The organism is Myxococcales bacterium (assembly GCA_016706225.1).
GTDB lineage: Bacteria > Myxococcota_A > Polyangia > Polyangiales > Polyangiaceae > JADJKB01.
In genome coordinates this window covers 412,587-433,410 of sequence record JADJKB010000024.1, presented here as the reverse complement: position 1 = coordinate 433,410, position 20,824 = coordinate 412,587, and the positions used below count along the sequence as shown (strand labels likewise).

General features: G+C 66.8%; 20 protein-coding genes and 1 pseudogene. 10 read left to right on the top strand and 11 right to left on the bottom strand.

What is annotated here, in order from left to right; all coding sequences use genetic code 11:
• Positions 1-5 precede the first annotated feature (5 nt).
• Positions 6-443 (top strand): annotated as a pseudogene (locus IPI67_37820) (four helix bundle protein).
• Positions 444-450: 7 nt separating this feature from the next.
• Here IPI67_37820 and IPI67_37815 read toward each other — a convergent pair.
• Positions 451-1,485 (bottom strand): DHH family phosphoesterase, encoded by a 1,035-nt coding sequence (locus IPI67_37815; protein ID MBK7585932.1) that lies wholly within the window; start codon positions 1,483-1,485, stop codon positions 451-453.
• 109 nt (positions 1,486-1,594) lie between these two features.
• Between IPI67_37815 and IPI67_37810 the strand changes: the two genes are divergently transcribed.
• The 4 genes from IPI67_37810 to IPI67_37795 all read left to right on the top strand — a co-directional run bounded on the left by IPI67_37810 (position 1,595) and on the right by IPI67_37795 (position 5,192).
• Complete coding sequence (locus IPI67_37810; GenBank protein ID MBK7585931.1) at positions 1,595-2,011, top strand: hypothetical protein; 417 nt, start codon at positions 1,595-1,597, stop codon at positions 2,009-2,011.
• A 16-nt stretch (positions 2,012-2,027) separates the two neighbouring features.
• Entirely contained in the window at positions 2,028-3,203 is a 1,176-nt protein-coding gene (locus IPI67_37805) for a cation:proton antiporter (protein ID MBK7585930.1), read from the top strand.
• A gap of 124 nt (positions 3,204-3,327) precedes the next feature.
• On the top strand, positions 3,328-3,774 hold the full coding sequence (locus IPI67_37800; protein ID MBK7585929.1) for a hypothetical protein: 447 nt from the start codon (positions 3,328-3,330) through the stop codon (positions 3,772-3,774).
• Positions 3,775-3,824: 50 nt separating this feature from the next.
• Complete coding sequence (locus IPI67_37795) at positions 3,825-5,192, top strand: DUF2156 domain-containing protein (GenBank protein MBK7585928.1); 1,368 nt, start codon at positions 3,825-3,827, stop codon at positions 5,190-5,192.
• A gap of 89 nt (positions 5,193-5,281) precedes the next feature.
• On the opposite strand, the gene IPI67_37790 is transcribed toward IPI67_37795, so the two are convergent.
• Together IPI67_37790 and IPI67_37785 are read right to left on the bottom strand one after the other, a co-directional pair.
• Positions 5,282-5,479, bottom strand: coding sequence for a cold shock domain-containing protein (locus IPI67_37790; protein MBK7585927.1), 198 nt, complete (start codon positions 5,477-5,479; stop codon positions 5,282-5,284).
• A 385-nt stretch (positions 5,480-5,864) separates the two neighbouring features.
• A complete protein-coding gene (locus tag IPI67_37785) occupies positions 5,865-7,280 on the bottom strand; it encodes an FAD-dependent oxidoreductase (GenBank protein ID MBK7585926.1) in 1,416 nt (471 codons plus the stop codon).
• Positions 7,281-7,442: 162 nt separating this feature from the next.
• On the opposite strand from IPI67_37785, the gene IPI67_37780 reads away from it, so the two are divergent.
• On the top strand, positions 7,443-8,792 hold the full coding sequence (locus tag IPI67_37780) for a hypothetical protein (GenBank protein ID MBK7585925.1): 1,350 nt from the start codon (positions 7,443-7,445) through the stop codon (positions 8,790-8,792).
• A gap of 21 nt (positions 8,793-8,813) precedes the next feature.
• On the opposite strand, the gene IPI67_37775 is transcribed toward IPI67_37780, so the two are convergent.
• Positions 8,814-10,037 carry a hypothetical protein gene (locus IPI67_37775; protein ID MBK7585924.1) on the bottom strand — a complete coding sequence of 408 codons (1,224 nt, stop codon included), beginning with the start codon at positions 10,035-10,037 and terminating at the stop codon, positions 8,814-8,816.
• Between the two features lie 83 nt (positions 10,038-10,120).
• Between IPI67_37775 and IPI67_37770 the strand changes: the two genes are divergently transcribed.
• Positions 10,121-10,900, top strand: coding sequence for an SDR family NAD(P)-dependent oxidoreductase (locus tag IPI67_37770; GenBank protein ID MBK7585923.1), 780 nt, complete (start codon positions 10,121-10,123; stop codon positions 10,898-10,900).
• A gap of 28 nt (positions 10,901-10,928) precedes the next feature.
• On the opposite strand, the gene IPI67_37765 is transcribed toward IPI67_37770, so the two are convergent.
• From IPI67_37765 to IPI67_37755, 3 genes are all read right to left on the bottom strand, one after another.
• Complete coding sequence (locus IPI67_37765; GenBank protein MBK7585922.1) at positions 10,929-11,264, bottom strand: YqcC family protein; 336 nt, start codon at positions 11,262-11,264, stop codon at positions 10,929-10,931.
• 18 nt (positions 11,265-11,282) lie between these two features.
• Positions 11,283-12,944: a serine/threonine protein kinase gene (locus tag IPI67_37760; GenBank protein ID MBK7585921.1), complete on the bottom strand. Its 1,662-nt coding sequence runs from the start codon at positions 12,942-12,944 to the stop codon at positions 11,283-11,285.
• Between the two features lie 216 nt (positions 12,945-13,160).
• Positions 13,161-13,940 (bottom strand): hypothetical protein, encoded by a 780-nt coding sequence (locus IPI67_37755; protein MBK7585920.1) that lies wholly within the window; start codon positions 13,938-13,940, stop codon positions 13,161-13,163.
• A gap of 325 nt (positions 13,941-14,265) precedes the next feature.
• Here IPI67_37755 and IPI67_37750 point away from each other — a divergent pair, with 325 nt between their 5' ends.
• Positions 14,266-15,006: a hypothetical protein gene (locus IPI67_37750; protein ID MBK7585919.1), complete on the top strand. Its 741-nt coding sequence runs from the start codon at positions 14,266-14,268 to the stop codon at positions 15,004-15,006.
• Positions 15,007-15,073: 67 nt separating this feature from the next.
• Here the strand turns inward: IPI67_37750 and IPI67_37745 are convergent, their stop codons facing one another.
• Both IPI67_37745 and IPI67_37740 read right to left on the bottom strand, forming a co-directional pair.
• The gene (locus IPI67_37745) at positions 15,074-16,048 is read right to left on the bottom strand and encodes an ABC transporter ATP-binding protein (GenBank protein MBK7585918.1); all 975 of its coding nucleotides are present in this window, start codon (positions 16,046-16,048) and stop codon (positions 15,074-15,076) included.
• Entirely contained in the window at positions 16,045-16,932 is an 888-nt protein-coding gene (locus tag IPI67_37740; GenBank protein ID MBK7585917.1) for an ABC transporter permease subunit, read from the bottom strand. The genes IPI67_37745 and IPI67_37740 overlap by 4 nt, the downstream gene beginning before the upstream one ends.
• 99 nt (positions 16,933-17,031) lie before the next feature.
• Here IPI67_37740 and IPI67_37735 point away from each other — a divergent pair, with 99 nt between their 5' ends.
• Both IPI67_37735 and IPI67_37730 read left to right on the top strand, forming a co-directional pair.
• Positions 17,032-17,928 carry a hypothetical protein gene (locus IPI67_37735; GenBank protein ID MBK7585916.1) on the top strand — a complete coding sequence of 299 codons (897 nt, stop codon included), beginning with the start codon at positions 17,032-17,034 and terminating at the stop codon, positions 17,926-17,928.
• Positions 17,929-18,002: 74 nt separating this feature from the next.
• A complete protein-coding gene (locus tag IPI67_37730) occupies positions 18,003-19,175 on the top strand; it encodes a transaldolase (GenBank protein ID MBK7585915.1) in 1,173 nt (390 codons plus the stop codon).
• A gap of 136 nt (positions 19,176-19,311) precedes the next feature.
• Here the strand turns inward: IPI67_37730 and IPI67_37725 are convergent, their stop codons facing one another.
• Together IPI67_37725 and IPI67_37720 are read right to left on the bottom strand one after the other, a co-directional pair.
• Positions 19,312-20,160, bottom strand: coding sequence for a hypothetical protein (locus IPI67_37725; GenBank protein MBK7585914.1), 849 nt, complete (start codon positions 20,158-20,160; stop codon positions 19,312-19,314).
• Positions 20,161-20,341: 181 nt separating this feature from the next.
• Positions 20,342-20,749: a pyridoxamine 5'-phosphate oxidase family protein gene (locus IPI67_37720; protein MBK7585913.1), complete on the bottom strand. Its 408-nt coding sequence runs from the start codon at positions 20,747-20,749 to the stop codon at positions 20,342-20,344.
• Positions 20,750-20,824: the final 75 nt, after the last annotated feature.

The following is a 20,824-nucleotide window of genomic DNA, read 5'->3' as shown; positions in this document are numbered from 1 at the left end:
GTTGGACCAGGGACTTCCCGGTCGAGGAACGCTACGGCCTTCAAGCACAGTTACGCCGCGCCGCCGTCTCCGTCCCGACCAACATCGTGGAGGGCTCCGCGCGTCGGACAACGCGTGACTACGTGCAGTTTCTCGTCACTGCGCGCGGCTCCGCTTCCGAAGTCCGATACCTGCTTGGTCTCGCGCGTCGGCTCGAAATCCTCGCGCCACCGGCTCATGAACGGCTCGAACCCGCGTACGACGAGCTCGTCCGTGCACTCCAGGCCTGGAGCCTGACCCCTGGAGCCCTCGTGTTTCGCCCGAAAGGGCGAAGCACGAGCCAGACACGCAGACTCCGTGACCTCGTGCCGTCGCTGCGGCCGCTCCCTGGGCTCTCGGAGGATCGGTCCGCTCGCGCCGGGAGCGCAATCACGCAGCTATTTCCGCTGGCCGCGTCACGCTGACGCCGCCTCAACCCAGTCCCGGCACCACTCGCCCCACCCGCGCACGCACGATGTCGCGAACGTGCTGCCAGATCGCTGTGCGGTCTTCGGCCTCCGCCAGCAGTCCCAGAGGCAGCTTGAACCCTCCTTTGTCGGAGCGCCCGCCACCATACGGGCGACCGCTCGGATCACAGCCGAAGGCGTTCTCGAGAAACGACGCCGGGTCCACACTGGGGCTCGACGTACGCAGTGACCCGTCCACGTGATCTCCGACGATTCCGTAGACCAGCACCGTGTCGATGTCCTCGCGGCGCAGGATGAAATCAGCCGCCTCGCCGATCGCATCGCGATCGCCCGGCGCCACGGCCCCGACGCCGGAGAGGGCAAAGTCCCTGACGATCTCCAGATCCCCAAGCGCGCGCGACAGGGTGTCCATGCTGACGGCGGCCACCACGCGGCGCCCCAAGCGCCGGAGCACACTCATGTCCGCCAGCGACTTCAGGTACGCCGCGGCCTGGAAGTCCTCCGGTGTCGCGAAGATGAAGTCGTCCGTGTCCGCGCGAATTCCGCAGAGCAGCGCGGTTGCCACGAGGGAATCGTCGCGTGAGGTCCCGCCAAATGGGACGACTCCGTTCTCGAAGTACTGAGCGTAGATGGTCGCAGTCGCACCCAAGCTGGGGCGGATGTCCTTGAAACGCGCCTCGGCCGCGGCCCCGCGGTGGTGATCGACGATGGTCAAGATCTCGAGGCCAGCGGGCAGCGGAATGGAGGCCTCCGGGACGGAGGTGTCCACCAGCGAAACATATCGAAACGATTCGAGCTCGCGCGGAGAGCTCACCCGCAGCATCTCGACCCCGAGCAGCTTCACGAGTGCGCGGTTCTCGAGCCGGGACACCGGGTGGGCGTGTGCCAGGGTCGCCTCGACGCCGACGTGCTCGCAGATCCGTCGATGCGCCAGCGCCGAACCGATGGAGTCCGGATCCGGGTGCCCGCTGAGCAACACGACCAACTTCTCACCCTTCGCCGCCGTCAGGGTCTCGACCAAGTTCGTGCTCGTCGTCACCCGGAAACTCTAGGGCAAGCGCGCGCGTTGTCGAAGCCCGCTCGACTTGCTTACCCGAACTCGGGCCCCGGTCGAGGCAGCGCGAGGTTTATCGACTAGACTCCGGCGCATGAAAACCCTCCGGTCATTGGTCCAGACAGGCACGCTCCTGGTTCTGATCTCGGGCCTCGCAGGGACGAGCGAGGCCCAGGTTCCCGGCGGCGGGTACCAGCAGGTCCGGCTGCCGAGCCGACCCGGCGCCGGCGATCCCGTCGAGGAAACGCTCCTGCTCGAGACGCCGTACACCAAGGTTGCCACCATCACGCTGCGCAGAGGAGCCGAGCTTCCAGAGCGCTCCTACGCCTCGCCGGTCACCATCCAGGCGCTGCACGGCAGTGGGACGCTGAAGCTCGCGTCCGGAGAGGTCCTGCGCATTGGACCAAGGACGATGCTCTCTTTCGCATCGCGAACGAGGCACGCCGTGCGACCGGGAATGAATGGCTACCTGACGCTCCTCGTGCAACACACCAAGGTCCCTGGTGCGTAGCTGCACCCAACTTTGAATGTCCGAACTGCACTACATCGGCCTACTCTTGGGCCTGTTCGTGGTGCCGCGTGCACTGGAGCGGTTCCGCATTCCTGCACCGGTGACTAGCCTGGCCGTCGGCGCGCTCTTCGGCATCGGGTTCGATCTCTTCCGACAGGATCCCACGATCCGAATGCTGTCGACCCTGGGGATCGCCTCGCTGTTCTTGTTCGCCGGCCTCGAGCTCGACTCGGCGGCGCTCCGCAAGGGGCTCTCGGTGCTCAGTGTGCACCTGCTGGTGAGGACTGCACTCCTGGGTGCGACGGCGGGAGCGCTGGCCGTGTGGCTCGAGCTCGGACTGCGGCCCGCGGCGCTGTTTGCGCTCGCGCTCTTGACCCCGTCGACCGGCTTCATTTTTCAGGCGATCAGCCGCTTCGACCTGTCCGAGGAGGAGCGGTTCTGGGTCAAGCTGAAAGCGATCGCCGCCGAGCTCTTGGCGCTCGGTACGATGTTCGTGGTGATTCAAACCACTACGCTGGCTCGTTTCGCGGTGTCGGTCGTCGCGCTCACGGCGATGATCGTCGTCCTGCCGATGGCGTTCCGATTCTTCGCCCAGAAGATCGCGCCGTTTGCCCCCAAGAGCGAGTTCGCGTTCTTGCTCATGCTCGCCGTCGTGTGCGCGTTCTTGACCAAGAAACTCGGCGTCTACTACCTGGTCGGTGCGTTTCTGGTTGGTGTCGCCGCGCAGCGTTTCCGCAAGCAGCTCCCGGCGATGGCCTCGGAACAGATGTTGAACGCCGTCGAGCTATTCGGTTCGGTGTTCATCCCTTTTTACTTCTTTGCTGCGGGGCTGCGGCTCGAGAAGGCGGACTTCGGTCTCGGCGCGCTGCTCCTCGGCGGTGGGTTTTGCCTCCTGTTCATTCCGCTTCGTGTCTTCCTGGTAGCGGTGCACAGAAGGACCGCGATGCGTGAGCCTGCCGACAAGGCGGTGCGCGTGGCGGTAGCACTCTTGCCCACCTTGGTCTTCGGGCTGGTCATCGCTGGCATCCTGCGGGACGACTTCGGTGCGTCGCCGACGCTGACCGGGGCCGTCATCGTCTACACCGTCATCACCACGCTGGTCCCGGGGTTGCTGTTCCGGATGCCACCCCCGGAGTACGCCCCCGATCCCACAACGATCGAGGCGCCCCCAACCAAGAACACGTACGTCTGACGCGGAGCGCGGGCGGGCCCCCGCCGGACTTTGACATCTCCCCCGCCCCAAGCGAATCTTTCCCCCGCACCCTGCGTCTCTGCGTCTCTGCGTCTCGGCGTCGGCACCTCCAGGAGTTTCAGAAATGAGCCTAATCTTCAGCGGTCCCGGAGGCTCCACCGAGCGACGCTGGATCACCTACGCACTCCTGCGCGACAACTTGCAGCATCACCTCGAAGACGGTGAACCGGGCAGCAAGTTCCCCACGATTCACGCCCTCGCCGACGCACTCAGCTCGGTGAAGGCAACGGTTTCGTCGAAAGCACTCCGGCAAGAGATCGAGCGCGCACAGGCGCTGTGTGCCCGGCCTGCCTCCGACCTCGCACTCAGCGCGCGTACCGTCGCGGTCATTTCCCACCGCTGGCCCATGCCGGACGACGTCGCGACCCGTCCCGCTTCAGAGTGGGGAATCGATCTCCCCATGGCACACGGAGCAGAAACGCTGGGCGACGTGTTCGGGGGCTTCCTGGAAGATCTGCAGCGCATCGTTGGCACCGAGGGGGACGCCCCGGTCGAGGTCATCGACAACTGAGCGGCCCGCCGTCCGCCGCGACTGCGGGGCGAGCCCTCCCGAAGTTTTCGATGGAGCAGGGTGAGCCCGAATCCACGCCAGACGACGAGCACGCGCGAGTGCTCGACCTACTGCGACGGTTCGGGCGGAACGCGACGTCATTTCAGCTGCTGGAGCGCGGGTTTTGTTACTGGTTCGTCGACCCTGACGCGTGCGTGGCGTACGTGGACACGGGTTCCGCCTGGGTCGGCGCGGGTGATCCCGTGGCTGCGGAAGCGCGCGCGGCGGAGATCGCCAGCTTGTTTTTCGCCCGCGCGCGCCGAGCCGGAAAGCGCGCATGTTTTTTTGCGTCCGAGAGTCCGGCGCTGCACGCCGATCCAGGTCTGAAACACCTGCTCGTTGGCGAACAACCCGTCTGGGACCCGTCATGCTGGAACGATGTCCTGGCCGCACACCCCTCACTCCGATACCAGCTGCGGCGCGCCACCCGCAAAGGCGTCAGTGTCCGTGCCGTCGACCCCAGCGAGCTCGACGCGGGCTCGCCACTCAGACTGGCCATCGAGAGGCTCATCACTCTCTGGTTGTCCTCGCGCAGCATGGCCCCCATGGGTTTTCTGGTCGATGTTCAACCGTTCGAGCACCGGGCGGAGCGGCGCTATTTCGTCGCCGAGCGCGACGGCAGAACCCTGGGATTTCTTGCCGCGGTTCCAGCCTACGGAAGGGCGGGCTGGTTCTTCGAGGATCTGTTGCGTAAACCGGCTTCGCCGAACGGCACGGCCGAGCTGTTGATCGACTTCGCCATGCGCAGCGTCGGCGGCGAAGGAGCCCAGTTCGTCACGTTGGGCCTCGCGCCGCTCCGCGGTCCAGTGGAGCCCTGGATGCAACGCACGCGATCCGCTGCGCGACCGCTCTACGATTTCTCCGGGGTCGCTGCATTCAAGGCCAAGCTGCACCCGGCGCGCTGGGAGCCTGTCTACCTGGTCGTGGAACGGAGGAGCTCCCTCCTCATCGGCCTGCTCGAGTCATTCCGCGCGTTTGCACACGGAAGCCTGCTGCGTTTTGGTCTGCGCACGCTCCTCAGGGGTCCCACTCCGGTGTTGTGGGCACTCGGTCTGGCGTTGGTACCCTGGACGCTGGGCCTGGGGCTGATGGATGCGCGCTGGTTTCCGGCGCCGTGGGTGAGAGACGCCTGGCTCGCCTTCGACTGCCTGCTGGCGCTCGGGCTGGTCCTGCTGGCGCGCCGTTACCGCCACTCGCTCGCGAAGGTTCTCGCCTTGGTCATCACGGCGGACGCAGTAGTCACCGCGATCGAGGTGTTGAGCTACAACGTGGAGCGACTGCAACGTCCAACCGACGCGCTGTTGCTCTTCGTTGCTTGTCTCGCCCCCACGCTTGCCGCTTGTGTGCTCTGGGGCACACTGTCCCGCCGCGCGGTATGAGCGTCAGCGGGTCCCTCCAAAAGAACACCGGGTGGTGTTGGGCGAGAGCGCCCGTCTCGACGACAGGCGCTCGCCCGCACACCCAAGGTTCAGATCACCTTGACGTTCTCGGCTCTCGGTCCCTTCGGGCCCTGGCCCTCAGTGAACGAGACTCGCTGACCCTGCTGCAGGTCCTCGAAACGAACGCCTTCGACCGCCGACATGTGAAAGAACAAGTCTTTCCCCGAGCCGGTCTCGATGAAGCCAAAACCCTTATCCGTCAAACGCTTGATGGTGCCTTCAGACATGCATTCCAACCTTTCCTGTATTGAGTCGTGACAGCGATCGACAGGAACGGGTAGTTTCTCTCGAGGGTCACCGGGGGGCGACCCTAGCACGCTCCGCGGGCGCAGCTAGAGGGTCAGAACAGGCCCCCCGCAAACCCGCTCCCGCAGCTGGCGGGGACTCGGGGAGCGGCTCCGAAATCCGCGTTTACACGTCGTTTTGTGGCCGACCGGGCCCCGCGGACAGCGTCGCCTCCCCGGGCAAGCGGCACCGCCACCGCTGCCGAACGGCCCCCGGAGCCGCCAGGACCGACGGTCGGACGGAGCTTCGGCATCCGTCTCGAAGCACAAGCAGGTCCGCTGACTGACCTGACGCTCTCGGGGCGCGCATCGCGCCGCGCGCGCTGTCTCACTCGACATCGCGGGGCGCGGCACGCAGCAGCCCGCTCATCATTTGCTCCACGGTCGCGAACTTCTCGCGGACCTTACCGGTCGCTCGACCTGCGTCGACTTCGAGCGCATCGATTCGACTCCAATCGGCGTAGGTGGTCACGCTGATTCCGCGTCGCCCGAGCAACGTGTCGATGGCATCGCGTGCGGCCTCGGGCCCCGGGGCAGGCAGGGTCGCAACGTCTTCGGTCATCCGCTCCGCAACCGCCTGGGCGTCCGCCTTGTTGGTTCCGATGACCCCAATGGGTCCCCGGCGAATCCAGCCGACTGCGTAGGTGCCCGGCAAGATCTCGTTGCCGGCACCGCTCGTGACCCGGCCATCCAGATTGGGAATGACACCCTTGGTTTGGTCGAACGGCGCGCCGACGAGCGGCATACCCAGGTAGCCGATCGAGCGAAACACGAGCCCGGCTTCGAGCTCGTGGAACTCGCCGGTGCCAACCGCACGCAGACGCCCATCCGTCCCGGGGACCAGTCCCGTTCGTTCGATGCGCACGGCGCGCACACGTCCAGCTTCGTCCCCGAACAGTTCGACCGGCGCGGCGTTGAACTCGAGCCTGAGCACCCGCTCCGCCGACTGCGGCTTGGCCCGAGCGAGCTCCAGCATCAGCTCCAGGTTGCGCTTCTGCCGCGCATCCAGCCCGCCCGATCCGGAGAGTTCGTCCTCGACCGGCGCGGCGTCGACGTTCACCCGTACACCCGTGAGCCCCGCGATGTCCTCGAGCTCACGCGGTTCGAACGCAACCTGCGCTGGACCGCGCCGGGCGAGCAGCACGACCTCGCGCACACGGCTCGCCCGGAGCGCGGTCAGCGCATGATCGGCTATGTCCGTCTTGGCAAGCTCGTCTGGGCTCCTGAGGAGGATCCGAGAGATGTCGAGGGCGACATTTCCGACGCCAACGACCACCGCCCTTTCGGCAGCAAGATCGAAGGGAAAATCTCGGAAGTCCGGGTGAGCGTTGTACCAGCCAACGAACGCCGTCGCGGCGTGACAACCGCCGAGCTCTTCACCGGGGATGCCCAGACGCCGGTCACTCGCACTACCGACCGCAAAGACGATCTGATCGTAGTGCTCTTGGAGCTCCGCGACGGAGAGGTCCTTGCCGATCTCCACGTTGCCGAAATAACGAAAGCGCTGGTTCTTCGCAGTGCGCTCGAAGGTCTTGGTGACGGCCTTGATCTTTTGATGATCCGGGGCGACTCCAGCGCGAACCAGGCCGAACGGCGTGGGCAGACGCTCGAACACATCCACGGCGAAACTGGGAGACTCGGAGCGAAGCAAGAACTCCGCGGTGAAGAATCCGGCCGGGCCGGCGCCGACCACCGCCACTCGAACGGGGCGTTCCGCTGAACCGAGGCGGGGCGTGCTGGTCACGGCCGAACCTTTAGCACTCCGGCTGGCCCGCGCCGGGCAGATCGTGGCGTTCACGCGCGCGAAAGTCCGCAGAGCTTGCGCGTTCGCGCCCCCCGTTCCGGTGCTCGAGAGCACGTCACCCGGAATCGAGATTCAGACCCGCGCTAACCTACCCGAGACCCCATGCGTGAAGCTCTCGCAGTCCTGCTCTTGACCCTCGCGGCAGGCGGCTGCTCGAAAGAGCCAGCGCCTGCCGCCATCGAAAGTGTCGACGGGGCATCCACCAGCAGCGCTGCCCAGCGCCCTTCCGACGCAGGCCCTCCAGCGGGCGACGCTCGGGCGAAGCCCTGGCCAGCATTGCCGACCGAGCTCGACGACGCTCGGGCGCTCGTCGAGAAACACACGACAAGAGCCCCGGTGCCGGAGTCCGCGCTGACAGCGGATCGGGTGGAGCTCGCGCTCGCCCGCGCCGCGGGGAAGAACGAGCTTCGGGCGGGGTGGAGCGCCATCTCGGCAATGCTCCGGGAACGCGCGCGGAAGTCCTTCACGGCGGGCCGCTCGAGCTTCGTCCTCTTCGGCACGCTGCACGACGCGCCGGTCCAGATCGCCGCTTTCCGACAGCTCGCGGGGGTGCTGGGGTTCGGCGCCACGGACGCGGTGCTCGAGCAGTTCCAGGCCGACGGTCACTGGGGTGGTCTCAGCTTCGACGTTCAGCGCGGCGACTCGTCGACCGTCGAGAGGTTTCACCGGCGAGGTGACCGCGTCGCGCTCGAAGAATTGCTGGCCACGCAGCGCGATCACAACCACACCGCGTGGAAGTATGACTATCTCGAGGAGTTCGCGGCTTCGAGCGCGGCGCTGCGCGCCAGCAACGTCGAGCTGGGCGCGTGTGACATGCCGTCGTTGCTCCAGGCCCGCATCCGCCCTCTCGGCGACGCCAGCGTGGAGCGGCTGCGGGAGCTTCACTGCGCGTTGGCACTGGGAGAGCGGCTGCACGCACGAAACGCCCCTGCGACCGTCGCTATGTTGTGGGGCGCTCGCCATGTCGAGAGCGACGGGATCCGGCGGTTTCTGCCGACCGACGCTGGCGTCACGGCGATCGTGGTGCTCGGCGGGCGCAGTGAGCCCGGCTCGCTGGAAGTGCTTCTGGCGGCGCGCATCCGCCTCGGCGAACCCGTGCTCTTCCCGGTCGAGGGCAGTGACCGGTTCGTGTTGATGCTCCCCGAACGAGAGTTGCGCGCGAACGTCGACCGAGCTCGGGTGGGGCGAACCGACGTCGAAAGCGAGCGCGACGGTAAGCTCGAGATCGGGAGCGAGGGCCCGCTCGAGCTCGTGATCGCCGGCAGGCAGCTGCGGCTCGGGACCAAGACCGTCACGCTCGCTCTCGGACCCGGCGAGCATGCGTTCATCACTTCACCGGCTCGAGGCCCCCGCGTCGTGGGCGTTGTCCCACTGCCGGCGCAGGGGTTCGCCGAGCTCAGCTTGAACGCACGCGCCGCCCAGATCCGATGGGTCGTACACGAGGCGAAGTGAGAGCCGCCGCCTGCTGCTGATTCACGCGGCACGTGCCAGCGAACGCGCCGGCGCTCCGACCAGCAAGGCCTTCAGCCGCGGCGCCAGTCTGGCCTGCAAGTTCCGCCGCGCGTCGCTCACGAACACGTCGTCTTCGGCTGCGAGCACCAGCTCCTGACACTCCGCGAACGCTTCGAACGCCGCGTGCCTCACCGCATCACCGCCTCGTTCGAGGCACCAGCGGAGCGTGGCCCAACCGAGCTCCGCGTGCCGCGTCTCGTCGCCCGCGATCATATGCAACACCGTGTGCACGACCGGGTCCGTCTCCACCGCGGCCCGCAGCGCTGCGAGCTCGGCGGCGACGCCTTCGCCGAAACATCCGTCAAGTACCGCCTCCTTCGCCAGCGTCGACAATGACACGGGGGCGGAACGCTCGACCGACGGTAAGACCCCGGGGCCCTGGGCGTATCCGAGGTACGCGGCCGCGAGCCCAAAACAGCTGCGGGCGTGCTGGATCTCGTCCATCGCCGCGCGCCCTGCGGCCTCGACCAATTCGAGGGGCGCCCCGAGTGTGAGCAGCTCGAGCGTGAGCCGGGCAAAGGCGGCGACGGACGCGTGCTCATCGAAGCCCGCCTTCAACCAGTGTTCACCCAACGCCTGAAGTCGCTCAGGGCTCGCACCGCGACCGTCGACCTCGCGTGCCTCGCACCAGGCGTCCCCGGTCACGACCGCGGCGAACGAGGCGCAGCCGTTCGACCACAGCACGCGACCGTGAGGCACGGTGAATCGCCCTTCGCGATACGCCCCCAGACACAACGAGGCTCCGCCGATGAAACCGCCTCGAACGTCGCCACCCAGCCCTCCGCCCGCGAACAGCTCCAGGGTGAGCGTGGTGGCGTCGTCCGAGAGCGCCGACTCGAAGGCGAACGCTGGGCCGCCGTTCATGCCCAGGTACGAGCCCGTCAGGCCACTGACCAGAAATCCCAGGCGCGGACCGGCGACGTATCCCCACCCCGAGTCGGAGTCCACTTGCATGTAATCCCCGCCCGTCTCGAGCGCGACGATGGACTGGCCGTTGTCCGGGTGCGCTCCGGCGCTGAGCGTGAGGGGAAAGGTGATTTGTTCGATGCCGCCGGAGATCGTCGCCTTGCCCTCCACGACCGCCCGCTGCTCGACCATTCGCACCTGAGGCCCCGCCCTGAACCAGCTCGAGCACGCGGTGGCCGAGAGCGCCAGCGGCGCAAGCAAGATCCCTGACCAGCGCATTGAAGCAGCATACTGCCATTCGCTGGAGCTGCCGAGCCGACCGGGACCCCCGGCGAAGCGGTTCCGCATTAGCCTGCGGTCCCATGGCTGATCGACCTCACGTGTTTCTTACCGGCGCCTCGAGCGGCATCGGTGAATCCATGGCCCGAGCATGGCTCGCAGCGGGTGCGGCGGTCACGCTCCTGGCCCGCCGCGAGAGCCCGCTCTTGGCGCTGGCAAGTACGGCTCCGGAGCGCAGTCACGTGATCGTCGCGGATCTCTCGCAAGACTTCTCACCCGGCGCGCTGTTCGACGAGGCCGAGCAAGCACTCGGGCCGTGCGACGTGCTGGTGAACAACGCTGGCGTCCAGATCGTCGAGCCGGCACACGAGACGAGCTGGGAGCGCGGAGCGGCGGTGTTGACGGTCGATCTGCTGGCACCGCTGCGGCTCACCCAGGAGGCACTGCGGCGCATGATCCCGCGGCGGCGCGGCACCATCGTGGACATTGCTTCCATGGCCGCGCTGGCGCCGACTCCCGGGATGTTCTTCTACAACGCAGCGAAGGGCGGTTTGGCAGGGGCGTCGGAGGGGTTGTGCGTAGAAGCACGACGCCATGGCGTGCACGTCGTGACGGTGTACCCCGGACCGGTGACCAGCGCGATGGAAGCGGCGGGCAGAGCAGCATTCGAACCTTCCACCGCCGTCAGCCTCACTCCCACCGGCAACTCCGACAGCCTGGCCCGCCTGGTGATGGCTGCGGTCGAGAGGCGGCGCGCGCGGGTGATCTACCCGCGGAGCTACGCGCTGGCGCGAATGTTCCCGGGGCTGACGCGCTGGTTCACGGATCGCCTGACGCCACCGCTCAAACAACTCCCGCCCTGAGCGCAAATCGATGCCCGGGTTTCGGCGGTCAACGTGCGTCGGTCTCGCCGAACAGATCGTCGAACCGGGAGAGAGCGTCCACCAGCGAGTCCACTGCGGGATCCGTGTCGCCCTCGCGCGCTGCTTGGACGGAGACCGAGCTCGAGCGCGGCCAAGGCCCCTGCTTCTCGATCAAGGCCTCGACGTTCGGCACGAAGACCCAACGCAGCCACTGGACGAAGGCCATGGTGTTCATGCCGAACGGCCCCATGTCGCCGTAGGCTGCGCCGGACGGCTCCTCGACGTCCCAGACACCGGCGTGCTTCATCGCCTCGATTACCGCGTCGAGTCGCGCGCGCACCTCTTCGTGTTCGACCCTCGGCATGACTCCCGCTCCAGCCACTCACTTCACGGAATAGTCGGTTCCCCACGCGTGCGCCGTCAGCAATCGTTCCGCCCGGAGGCGCAGCTCCGCGCTGAGCTCGTGTTTTCTCGCGGCCCTCCACGCCACTGCAAGCTCCTTGGCCGACGCGAGCCTCAGGTCCGCCTTTTTTGCCAGCGCGAGCGCGAGCACCGATTCCACGTCCGAGTCCACGGGCACCAGCTCTCCGGGTCGCACGGGCTGGTATCGAAGCGCCGCGTATACTGTCGCGGGGCCGGAGGTCCCCTGGAACGCCGGGCGTCCGGTCAGCGCGCGATAAACGACGGCGCCAAGGGAAAACACGTCAGCGCGGCGATCGACGCTCGAGCCAAGCGCCTGCTCTGGAGCCATGTACGCCGGCGTTCCGATGGCGCCACCCTGGGTCAGTGTGCCGGAGTTGCTCATGATCATCGACACGCCGAAGTCGAGCACCTTCCAGCTGACGCGAGGCTTGACCGTCAGAAACAAGTTCTGCGGTTTGATGTCGCGATGCACGACGGAGGCCTCGTGAGCGGCGTGCAGCGCGAGGCAAGCCTCTTCGACCAGCTGATCGATTTCGCCGAGCGGTAGGGAAGCGCGCAGACGCAGATCCGCTGCCAGATCCAGACCCTCCAGCAGCTCCATTACCAAATAGGGAGAACCATCCGCGTCCGTTCCAGAGCCAAACAGGGTCGGGATGTAGGGCGACTTCAGCCCGCCGATGATCTGCGCTTCGCGCAGGAAACGCGTCACCTGGCCCTCGGATTCGGCGAGGTGCGGGTGAAGTACCTTGAGCGCGACGGGCTCTTCGGAGTCCACCCGGGCGGCGCGGTACACCTCGCCCATGGCGCCGCGGCCGATCAGGTTGAGCACCCGCAGGTTGTCGACCCGGCGCCCGGTCAGGCGCCCGGCGCGCGCGCCGGCCACTACGCGGTCCAGATCTTCCCGTGCTTCGTCCAAGAGCACGTCGCGTTGGCGTAGCTCGCGCCGTGCGCGGTCCAGCGCGGACATGGCTTGCAGCGTGGATACGCGGCTTCGATGCGACAACCAGTAAGTCATCCCGAGCAGCGTCGCGATACAGAACCCCGAGACCAGAATGTAGACACTTCCAGCGAGAGCGTCGGCGGGGATCAGTCCGGTAGGACGAACGACACCCGCGGCGGCCAGCAGCGTGAGCAGGGCATGCCCGCCGATTGCAGTTCCGGCAACCCAGCGTCGCCGCGCCTTCGAGTCCCCGAGCCCGTAGTAATAGACGACGGTCGGCAGGACGATGATCGGTCCGCCAATGACCCCGAAATACAGGCACGAACCCAGAGCGAGCAATATGACGGTGACGCCAATCACCGTGGAGACCCGCACGCCGTAGGCGTACGTGCCGCTGAGAGCGAGCAGGGTGCCAATGACAATCGCGGCGGCGCAGTAGACCGCGATGATCACCCAACCGAAGGTCGTCTTTTCCGGAATCGCCGTGGTCGAGACGACGTAGATGACCAGCGCGATGAATAACGCTCGCAGCGCGCCTTTGCGTGTGCGCATCTCCTCGTCGGCCAGCACCGTTTCGTCGACGTCCGTCGAACCCTCGCGAGCCTCCCGCAGCGCGTCGACGGTGGGCCTGACCAGCGTCGGAGCTTCAGTGGCCCCGAGAAGCGTGTCGTCTTCCGTCACGGCGCGACACTGCCGTGGAAGGTCACCGCGGACAAGCGGTCGGTTGCGTCGCTCAACCCCAAAATAACCGTTGGTTCAGTCGTTACGGGCAATCCCAACGCAGTCCGAACACTGGGTAACCGCGGTATCGGCAGCGACAGTAGTTACCCGCGTAGGGGCAGACGGCGTTTTCATCGCTGCAGCCGGCTTCGTCAGCAGGCTTCGGGCTCGGACAGCTCACGCAATGCCAATCGTAACCGGAAGAGACGCCGGCCCAGGCGCAGCCGCAGGCATTACCGGCGTAGTTGCACGACGAACCGCTGCTCGAACAACTGCCGCCTTCGGAGGGCTGGCCCCCGGGACAGGCATTGCAATGCCACTGGCCGCCCCAGCACGTGCACTGGTTCGCGCCACTGGAGTATTTGCAGACCGCACCCGTTGCGCTGCAGCCGCTGTAGTTCGAGGGTTGGCTCCCGGGGCAAGGACTGGAGGTGGTGCCGCCTGTGCCGCCGGTTGAAGTCGTTCCACCCGTTGCGGTGGTGCCGCCGGTTGAGTCGTGCCGCCAGTTGCGGTCGTGCCGCCAGTTGCGGTCGTGCCACCCGTTGCGGTCGTGCCGCCCGTTGCGGTCGTGCCGCCCGTTGCGGTCGTGCCGCCGGTTGAAGTCGTGCCGCCGGTTGAAGTCGTTCCACCCGTCGCGGTCGTGCCGCCGCCGCCGGCTGCGCCACCTGACGCTGTCGTGCCTCCGGTGCCTGCTGCTCCCCCGCTGCCCGCTGCTCCCCCGCTGCCGGCGATGCCCCCGCTGCCGGTCGTGCCGCCTCCGCCGGCAGCACCGCCACCGCCCCCACTCGAGGTACCGCCAACCTGCACGCTCCCGCCGCTTCCTCCACTGCCGCCCGACACGCCGCCATCGGAGCCTGCAGCACCGCCCGTAAACAAGCTGCCCTCTTCGTCGACACCACACGCAGTCAGTGCGGACAGCGCGCAGAGAACCGAGAGGCTGACCATCAGGCGGCGCATGAACCAAAGAATAGCCGGTCCGAGCCGCTGCGGCCACCGACAACTGGCGTCAGGTCGACCGCAACGGCGAAGCGCGGTCGTGCGCCCACAGCGCTGCTGCTGGCAAAGACCACCAAGGGCATTCCGCGCACGCCCCATTTGCAGGGGGGGCGTGCCAGCAGCGTTTCAGCGCTTGGTGTCGCGAAGGAAAGCGCATCGACTCGGCGAGTTGTCTGGACACGATCGGCAATCACGCTTCGAGGAGGCGCTGCCAACGCAGCGCTCGGCTCGGGGAGATCCGATCAAGACTGGCTTGCGGGCGGCGCCGCTTGACCTTCACGCGAGAATGCCGTCGCATGAGCGTGTGAAGACGCCGTCTGGATCGTGTCGAGCATCCTGGCTCGGGGGTTTGTGCCTCGCGCTCCTCTCCGGGTGTGGTTCATCCGACGACGGCGGCGGGACCGGAGGCTCTGCCTCTGGCGGCGGAGGCTCGGGCGCCGTTGCTGCGACGGGTGGCACGACCGCGACTGGCGGCACGACTTCAACCGGCGGCACCACCGCAACGGGTGGAACGACCGCGACTGGCGGCACGACTTCGACCGGTGGCACGACCGCAACCGGTGGTGGCGGCGGCTCGGATCCGAACGCGGCTGCACGCCAGGCTTGCATCGACCACATCAACGAGTTGCGCGCTGGCAAGGGGCGCAACCCGTACACACGCTGGACTTCTGCAGAGTCGTGTGTCGACGACGAGGCGACCTACGACTCGACGCACGGCCCTCACGCTGCCTTCATCGGCGGCAACAACTGCGGGGCGTACGGACAAGGAGAGTGTCCGGGTAGCGGTCCCAGCTCGGTGACAAACTGCATCGACCTGATGTGGGCCGAGAAGAATCAGGCAATTTGCTCCGGCTGCGACCAATGCCCGAGCTTGAACGACGGCTTCGCGGGCAAGTGCCCCAACTGCCAGGTCACCGCGTCGAATCCGACTTGCGGACACTACCTGGCACTGGTCAGCCCTGCATTCACGATGGCCGCCTGCGGCTTCAGCACTGGCAGCCCGTACACCGCCATCAACTACAAGTGACAGGCCGCACACCCCGCGTCGGCGTGGCCGCCGGGGCGCGCGCCTGACTCGTGCACCAATGACGGCCTCAGCCGTCGTCCTCTTCGTCGTCTTCGCTGGCGGCTTCGGCTTCGGCTTCGGCCTCCGCGTCGGCCTCGGCCTTGCCGGCGAGGTAGGCGTCCTCCAGCGACTTGCCACGCCGGATCTCGAGCAAGCCGGCGTTCATGTGCAAGAGATACGGGATGATCGCGGTGTTGATGGTGGCCGCTGTCCAGCTGCCCGAACCCCGTGCGATCAGCGTCTTGCCTTCCCAGGTCATTTCGAGCTCCGGATGCGCTGTTTCGAGGGCCCGCAGATCGACCGCTGCTTCGACCGCGTAGCGCATGACTAGACCTTGCTCGGTGACCTCGGCCATCGAACCGCTGCGCATACAGCGCCCGCGCTCGATGAAGATCACGTGGTCGCAGAGCGCCTCGAGCTCGAGCAGGTTGTGTGAGCTCACGACCAGCGTGCGTTGGCCGCGGTGCGAAGCAAAGACATCGCGCATGCGGACCACCAGCTCGGGATCGAGTCCGCTGGTCGGCTCGTCGAGCAGTACTAGCGCAGGCGACCCGAGCAGCGCCTGCGCGATGCCCACCCGCCGCCGCATGCCGTGCGACAGACTCTTGATGCGCGCTTCGGCGCGATCCACGAGGGCAACCTCTTCGAGCCGCGCGTCCACGTCGCGCGTGGCCTCGCCTCGGGTGAGCCCCTGGAGCTCGGCGTAGTGCGTGAGCAGCTGCCGCAGCGAAACGTGGGGGGAGAGCTCGCAGTCCTGCGGCAACATGGTCAAGAGCCCCGGCCGAGTGTGGGGCTTCAGTGGGCCATGGCCGAGCACATCGACCTCGCCGGAGTCCGCCCGGATCAGACCGCCGGTGACACCGAAGGTGGTCGTCTTGCCCGCCCCGTTCGGACCAATGAAGCCGCAGATCACACCCTTGGGCACACTGAGCTCGAGTCCGTCGAGGGCGACCGTGCGGCCGTACGCCTTCCTGAGGCCGCGAATCGCGAGCGCGTCGGTCATGCGTCCCTCGTCGAGAAGCGCCAGAACCCCAAGGCAAAAAACGCGAGGCCGATGCTGATGAGCCCAAACATGGCGGAGCCGCTCTGGACGAGGCCCGGGTGCCAGAGCGCCAGGTGGTGCCCCGCTGGAACGAGCTTGGAGAGGACTCGAAACAATCCCGGCGCCTGCTCGACGACCAGGTCCGCCTGAAAGATGCTGCCTGCGAGGGAGGAGACGAAGGTGAGCAAGAGCGCGAGTCCGCCAGCGCGGGCGTTGGTGCGGGTGAGCTGCGACGCACACATCACCATTCCGAGGTAGGCAAAGCTGTAGATGATGGCGCGCCCGGATATTCGGAGCAGCCACACAGCGGAGTCGACTGGGGGCATGCCATCGAGCCAGATCATGCCGGTCGCCCAGCACGCGAGGGCTCCCACGAGCACTCCGAGCGCCATCAGGCAGGTCTGGCCAATCAACTTGCCGATCGCCCAGCTCAGCCGGTCGGTGCGGAACAACGAGTAGCGCACCGCGCCACTCGCCACATCGCCCGAGATCGCGTCTGCCGAGGTAAACAAGACCAACAGCGGCACGAAGTTCATCGCGAGCCAGCCATAGAAGATTGCGATGGGCGGAATCGAAGCGACGGCCCGCCCGACCTCCGCGTCGCCCGTGAGGGACCCGAGCAGCCGCGCCATGCCGGGGTTCTCCATCAACATCTTGGTGTCGATCGCCTGCCCGACCTCTTCCGCCAGGCGCTCTCGCACGATTCCGAGCAGGCGAATGAAGATGCCGGACGCGCCCAGCGCGCCAACCATGTAGAGCGAGAGCAGCACCACGGCCTTGCGCGACTTCAGCGACTCGAGCAGGTCGAAGCTGGCGACGAGGCGGATGCTGTTGGAGTATTTCATGCGTCGGAGCGGCGCGGCGCTGGCGGTCGGCGCCACAATTTGGGGGTCAAGCGATCATTTCCGTGCACTCGCGCCGTCGGGTCCTAAGCTCTTCTTGCCATGCTGAACTCAACCAAGGACCGGAGAGGCCTCCGCTACCTTCTACCGCTCGTCTGCGCTTCGGCCTTTGTGGTCGGAACCGTTGCGTGCGCTACCACAGTGGACGACGGTGCCCAACAGAAACGCGAGATCACCGCCAAAGAGCTGCGGGCGCGGGCTGGGCAGGGGCATCGGGGCTACGTCGGGGTGGTCCTCGATACGGTCCGGGCGCGGGGCAACCTGAGCGCCGAGCAGGCTGTCCGCCTGGCCGCCATCGAGGCGGACCTGAAGGACGATCTCGGAGGCCGACGCGAGCTGGGCGACAAACTGCGGGCGTCGGCCGTGGCCGTCGTGCGCTCCGGCAGCGCAGACTCCAACGACTTCGATCAATCCGTGGCGCTCGCCACCGGCGCGATCGCGGAGCGCATGCAGCGGAGCGTCGACGCGCTCGACGAGGTCCACGCGGTGCTGCTCACCGATCAACGCAAGGCCGTCGCCGTGGCCCTGCGCGCGCGCATCGATGAGAAGTTCGGCGCCAAGCGCGACGACGCACAGTACAAACATGATGGTTTCGGGCGCTTGGCCAAGAAGCTCGTCCTGTCACGCTTGCAGATCGACAAACTCCAGGCGATGAAGAAGGAGCTGATCGGCGAAAAACAGCAGCTGCGTCCCAGCCGCGAGGAGCTGGATCAACTCGTCGACGCCTTCGAGGGCGAGGACTTCAGCGCCAGGCTGGAGAGCTTCCGCGCGAAGAAGGCGAAAATCCTCCGCGCGCGCATTGCGGAAGCCGGCGAGCGCACCGACAGCGTGCTCGGCGTGCTCTCCACCGAACAGCGCGACGTGCTCGCGGATCTGATCGAGGGCGGCCTGTACCAGGTGCTGCTCGGACACAAGCCTGCCGAAAAGTCCGCCGACTGAGCCGGCACGGCCCGCACGCCGGATGGACCGGCGGGGTTTGCTTGGCCGCATCGCTCGTGCATACTCGGCGCAGCGTGCCCGATTCATTGTTCGACCAGCTCCGCAAGATGACCGTCGTGGTCGCCGACACCGGTGACCTCGCGTCGATTGAGAAGTTCAAACCGCGCGACGCCACCACGAATCCGTCTCTCATCACTGCAGCGGCGCAGATGAAGGAGTACGCGGAAGTGGTGGACGACGCCCTCGAGTTCGCGCGTCGGGAAGCCGGCGCGGGTGCCTCACCTCGCGCCATCGTCGCCCACGCAATCGATCGCCTGAGCGTCGAGTTCGGGCTGCGTATCCTCGGGATCGTGCCCGGCCGAGTCTCGACGGAGGTCGACGCGCGACTCTCGTTCGACACGACCGGCACGATCGCCAAGGCTCACCAGCTGATTGCGCAGTACGAGGCTGCCGGGGCGTCACGGGAGCGAGTGCTGATCAAGATCGCCTCGACCTGGGAGGGCATTCGCGCGGCCGAGGAGCTCGAGCGCGAGGGGATCCACTGCAACCTGACGCTGCTCTTTGGCATGCACCAAGCGGTGGCGTGCGCCGAAGCCAAGGTCACGCTGATCTCCCCGTTCGTCGGTCGCATCATGGATTGGCACAAGAAGGCCACGGGCAAGGACTACGTCGGCGCCGCAGATCCAGGCGTCATCAGCGTCACGCGCATCTACGAGTATTACAAACATTTCGGGTACACGACCGAGGTGATGGGCGCGAGTTTCCGCAACATCGGCGAGATCGAAGAGCTCGCAGGCTGTGACTTGTTGACCATTGCGCCGAAGCTGCTGGACGAGCTCAAAGCGGCGGAGCGCCCGCTCCCGCGAAAGCTGGACCCCGCGCTGGCGCGAGATCAGAAGGTCGAGCGCATCACGGTGGACAAGCCGAGTTTCGAGCGCATGCACGCCGAAGACACCATGGCCCGGGAGAAACTTGCGGAGGGCATCGAGGGATTTTCCAAAGCCATCGAGGCCCTGGAAAAACTCCTGGAGGCGCGCCTGCAAACCACGGCGAACGAGACTCGCCTCTCGGGCGTCGCCCGGGACCTGTTTGGCATCTACGATCTCGACGGCGACGGCGCCATCACCCGCGAGGAGTGGGCCGGCACCCGAGCGGTCTTCGACGCACTGGACCGCGACGGCGACGGGCGCATCACGCCCGAGGAGCTGGCTGCCGGCGTCGGGGCGGCGCACTGGCTGAAGACCTGAGCCGATCGTGCGGACGCCCCCACCCGAAAAGTCGCTGCGCCGATCGTTGTTGGCCTGCACCGCCCCGCGGCCGGCCTCGCCCTGAGAGCCGCGCCTCGGGGTGCTGTCGCACGGCGCGTGGCTGCGCGGCCCGAGGCTACTTGGGCACTTCCGAGCAATCGGCCATCGAATAGTAGGCGTCGATCTGTGGATCCTTACCGATGACGTGCCAGGTCGGGACGTTGACGTTCTGGAATTGTGGATCGAACGTCACGCGCACGGTCTTCGTGCCGGTCAGGCCCTTGGCCGCGAGCGCGCCGACGACGCGTTTGATGCTGCACGCCGGGGTCACCGGTGGGATGACGTTCTTCCACTGATTGGTCGCGTCCCACTGCTTCGAGAAGTCGACGCCGGAGGGACCGAAGCTGAACTTCTTGATGCTGTCCTCGCGGACCTTCTTGCTCGCGCTCTGCACCTTGCTCGGGGACACGTATTCGACCTGCGCGCCCTCACCGAGCACCACCGTGCCGTCGGCTCGCACTGCCTGGTAATTCACGGACCACCAGACTGCATCCTTCTTCCACTTGGTCGCGTAGCCGCCGATGGACGTGATCATCTTGTCGCCATCGGCCGCCTTGGGATCGATGCCGATCGCGCCGTAACCCGCCTTGCCCTTGCCACCGCCGCCGAGGAAATGTGACTTCACGTACCAGCCGCCGATGGAGAGCACACCGAGCGCGAGCGCGCCGCCGAACGCACCGAAGATCTTGCCAATGGGCATGCCACCCGTCGCCATCTGAGGCATGGCGTACGATTGCTGCGGCATCGGATAACCTGGCTGACCCTGCGGCGCTCCGTAACCTTGAGGCGCCGCTACTTGGGGACCACCGACCAAGTTGTTCTGCCGGTGGCACGAGGGGCAGATCCCCATGCCGGTTGCCTGGGCGATGTAGACCATGGTTCCACAACCCGAACAGGGTTGCTGGACGAAGCCGGGAGCTTGCATGCGATGTCCTTGGGGACGAAATGGGTGCCGCCCCCGAGCGCGAGGCTAGACGAAGGCTCGGGCTCCGGCGAGGGGGCAAACGCTTCGACCCCGACCGCCCACGCTCGCCCAGCGCAGGCAGACGACGCCCGTGCGTAGCTTTCGCTCCTTTCCCCACAGCTGGGCCCCGCCCCTCACCCCTTCACGGACGCGACAGCTCCCTCCCGGGCAGCCAGCCCGCAGGCACGTCGGTCAAACGCCAGCGCGAGATGTCGAGCTCTACTCCGACCAGGTTGGGTAGGGCGACCAACGGCGCCGCCGCGGGCGTCTTCTCGGCGATCGCATCGCGGATGGCAGCGTGCCGTTCATCGACGAGCCTGGCCACGCCTTCGGCCTGGGCAAACAACGCCATGGCGTCGCCGTGTTCGATCATGACCGCCACGCGCGGGTTGGCGCGCAGGTTGGCGAGGGTACGGCCGGTGGCCTCGATCAGCACCGTCAACTTGAACGGGTCGGCCGCCGCGAAGTAGGCCGTCGCCAACCAGGGCGCCCCTTCTTCACTGACCGACCCCAGCTTGATGCTGGCGTTCTCGGCGAGCAGCTTCTTCAATGCGGCTTCGAGCATGTCGCGGTGGTGTGCAAGGCTCATTCCCAGGCAATCTCTCGCTCTACGAGTCGGGCACCC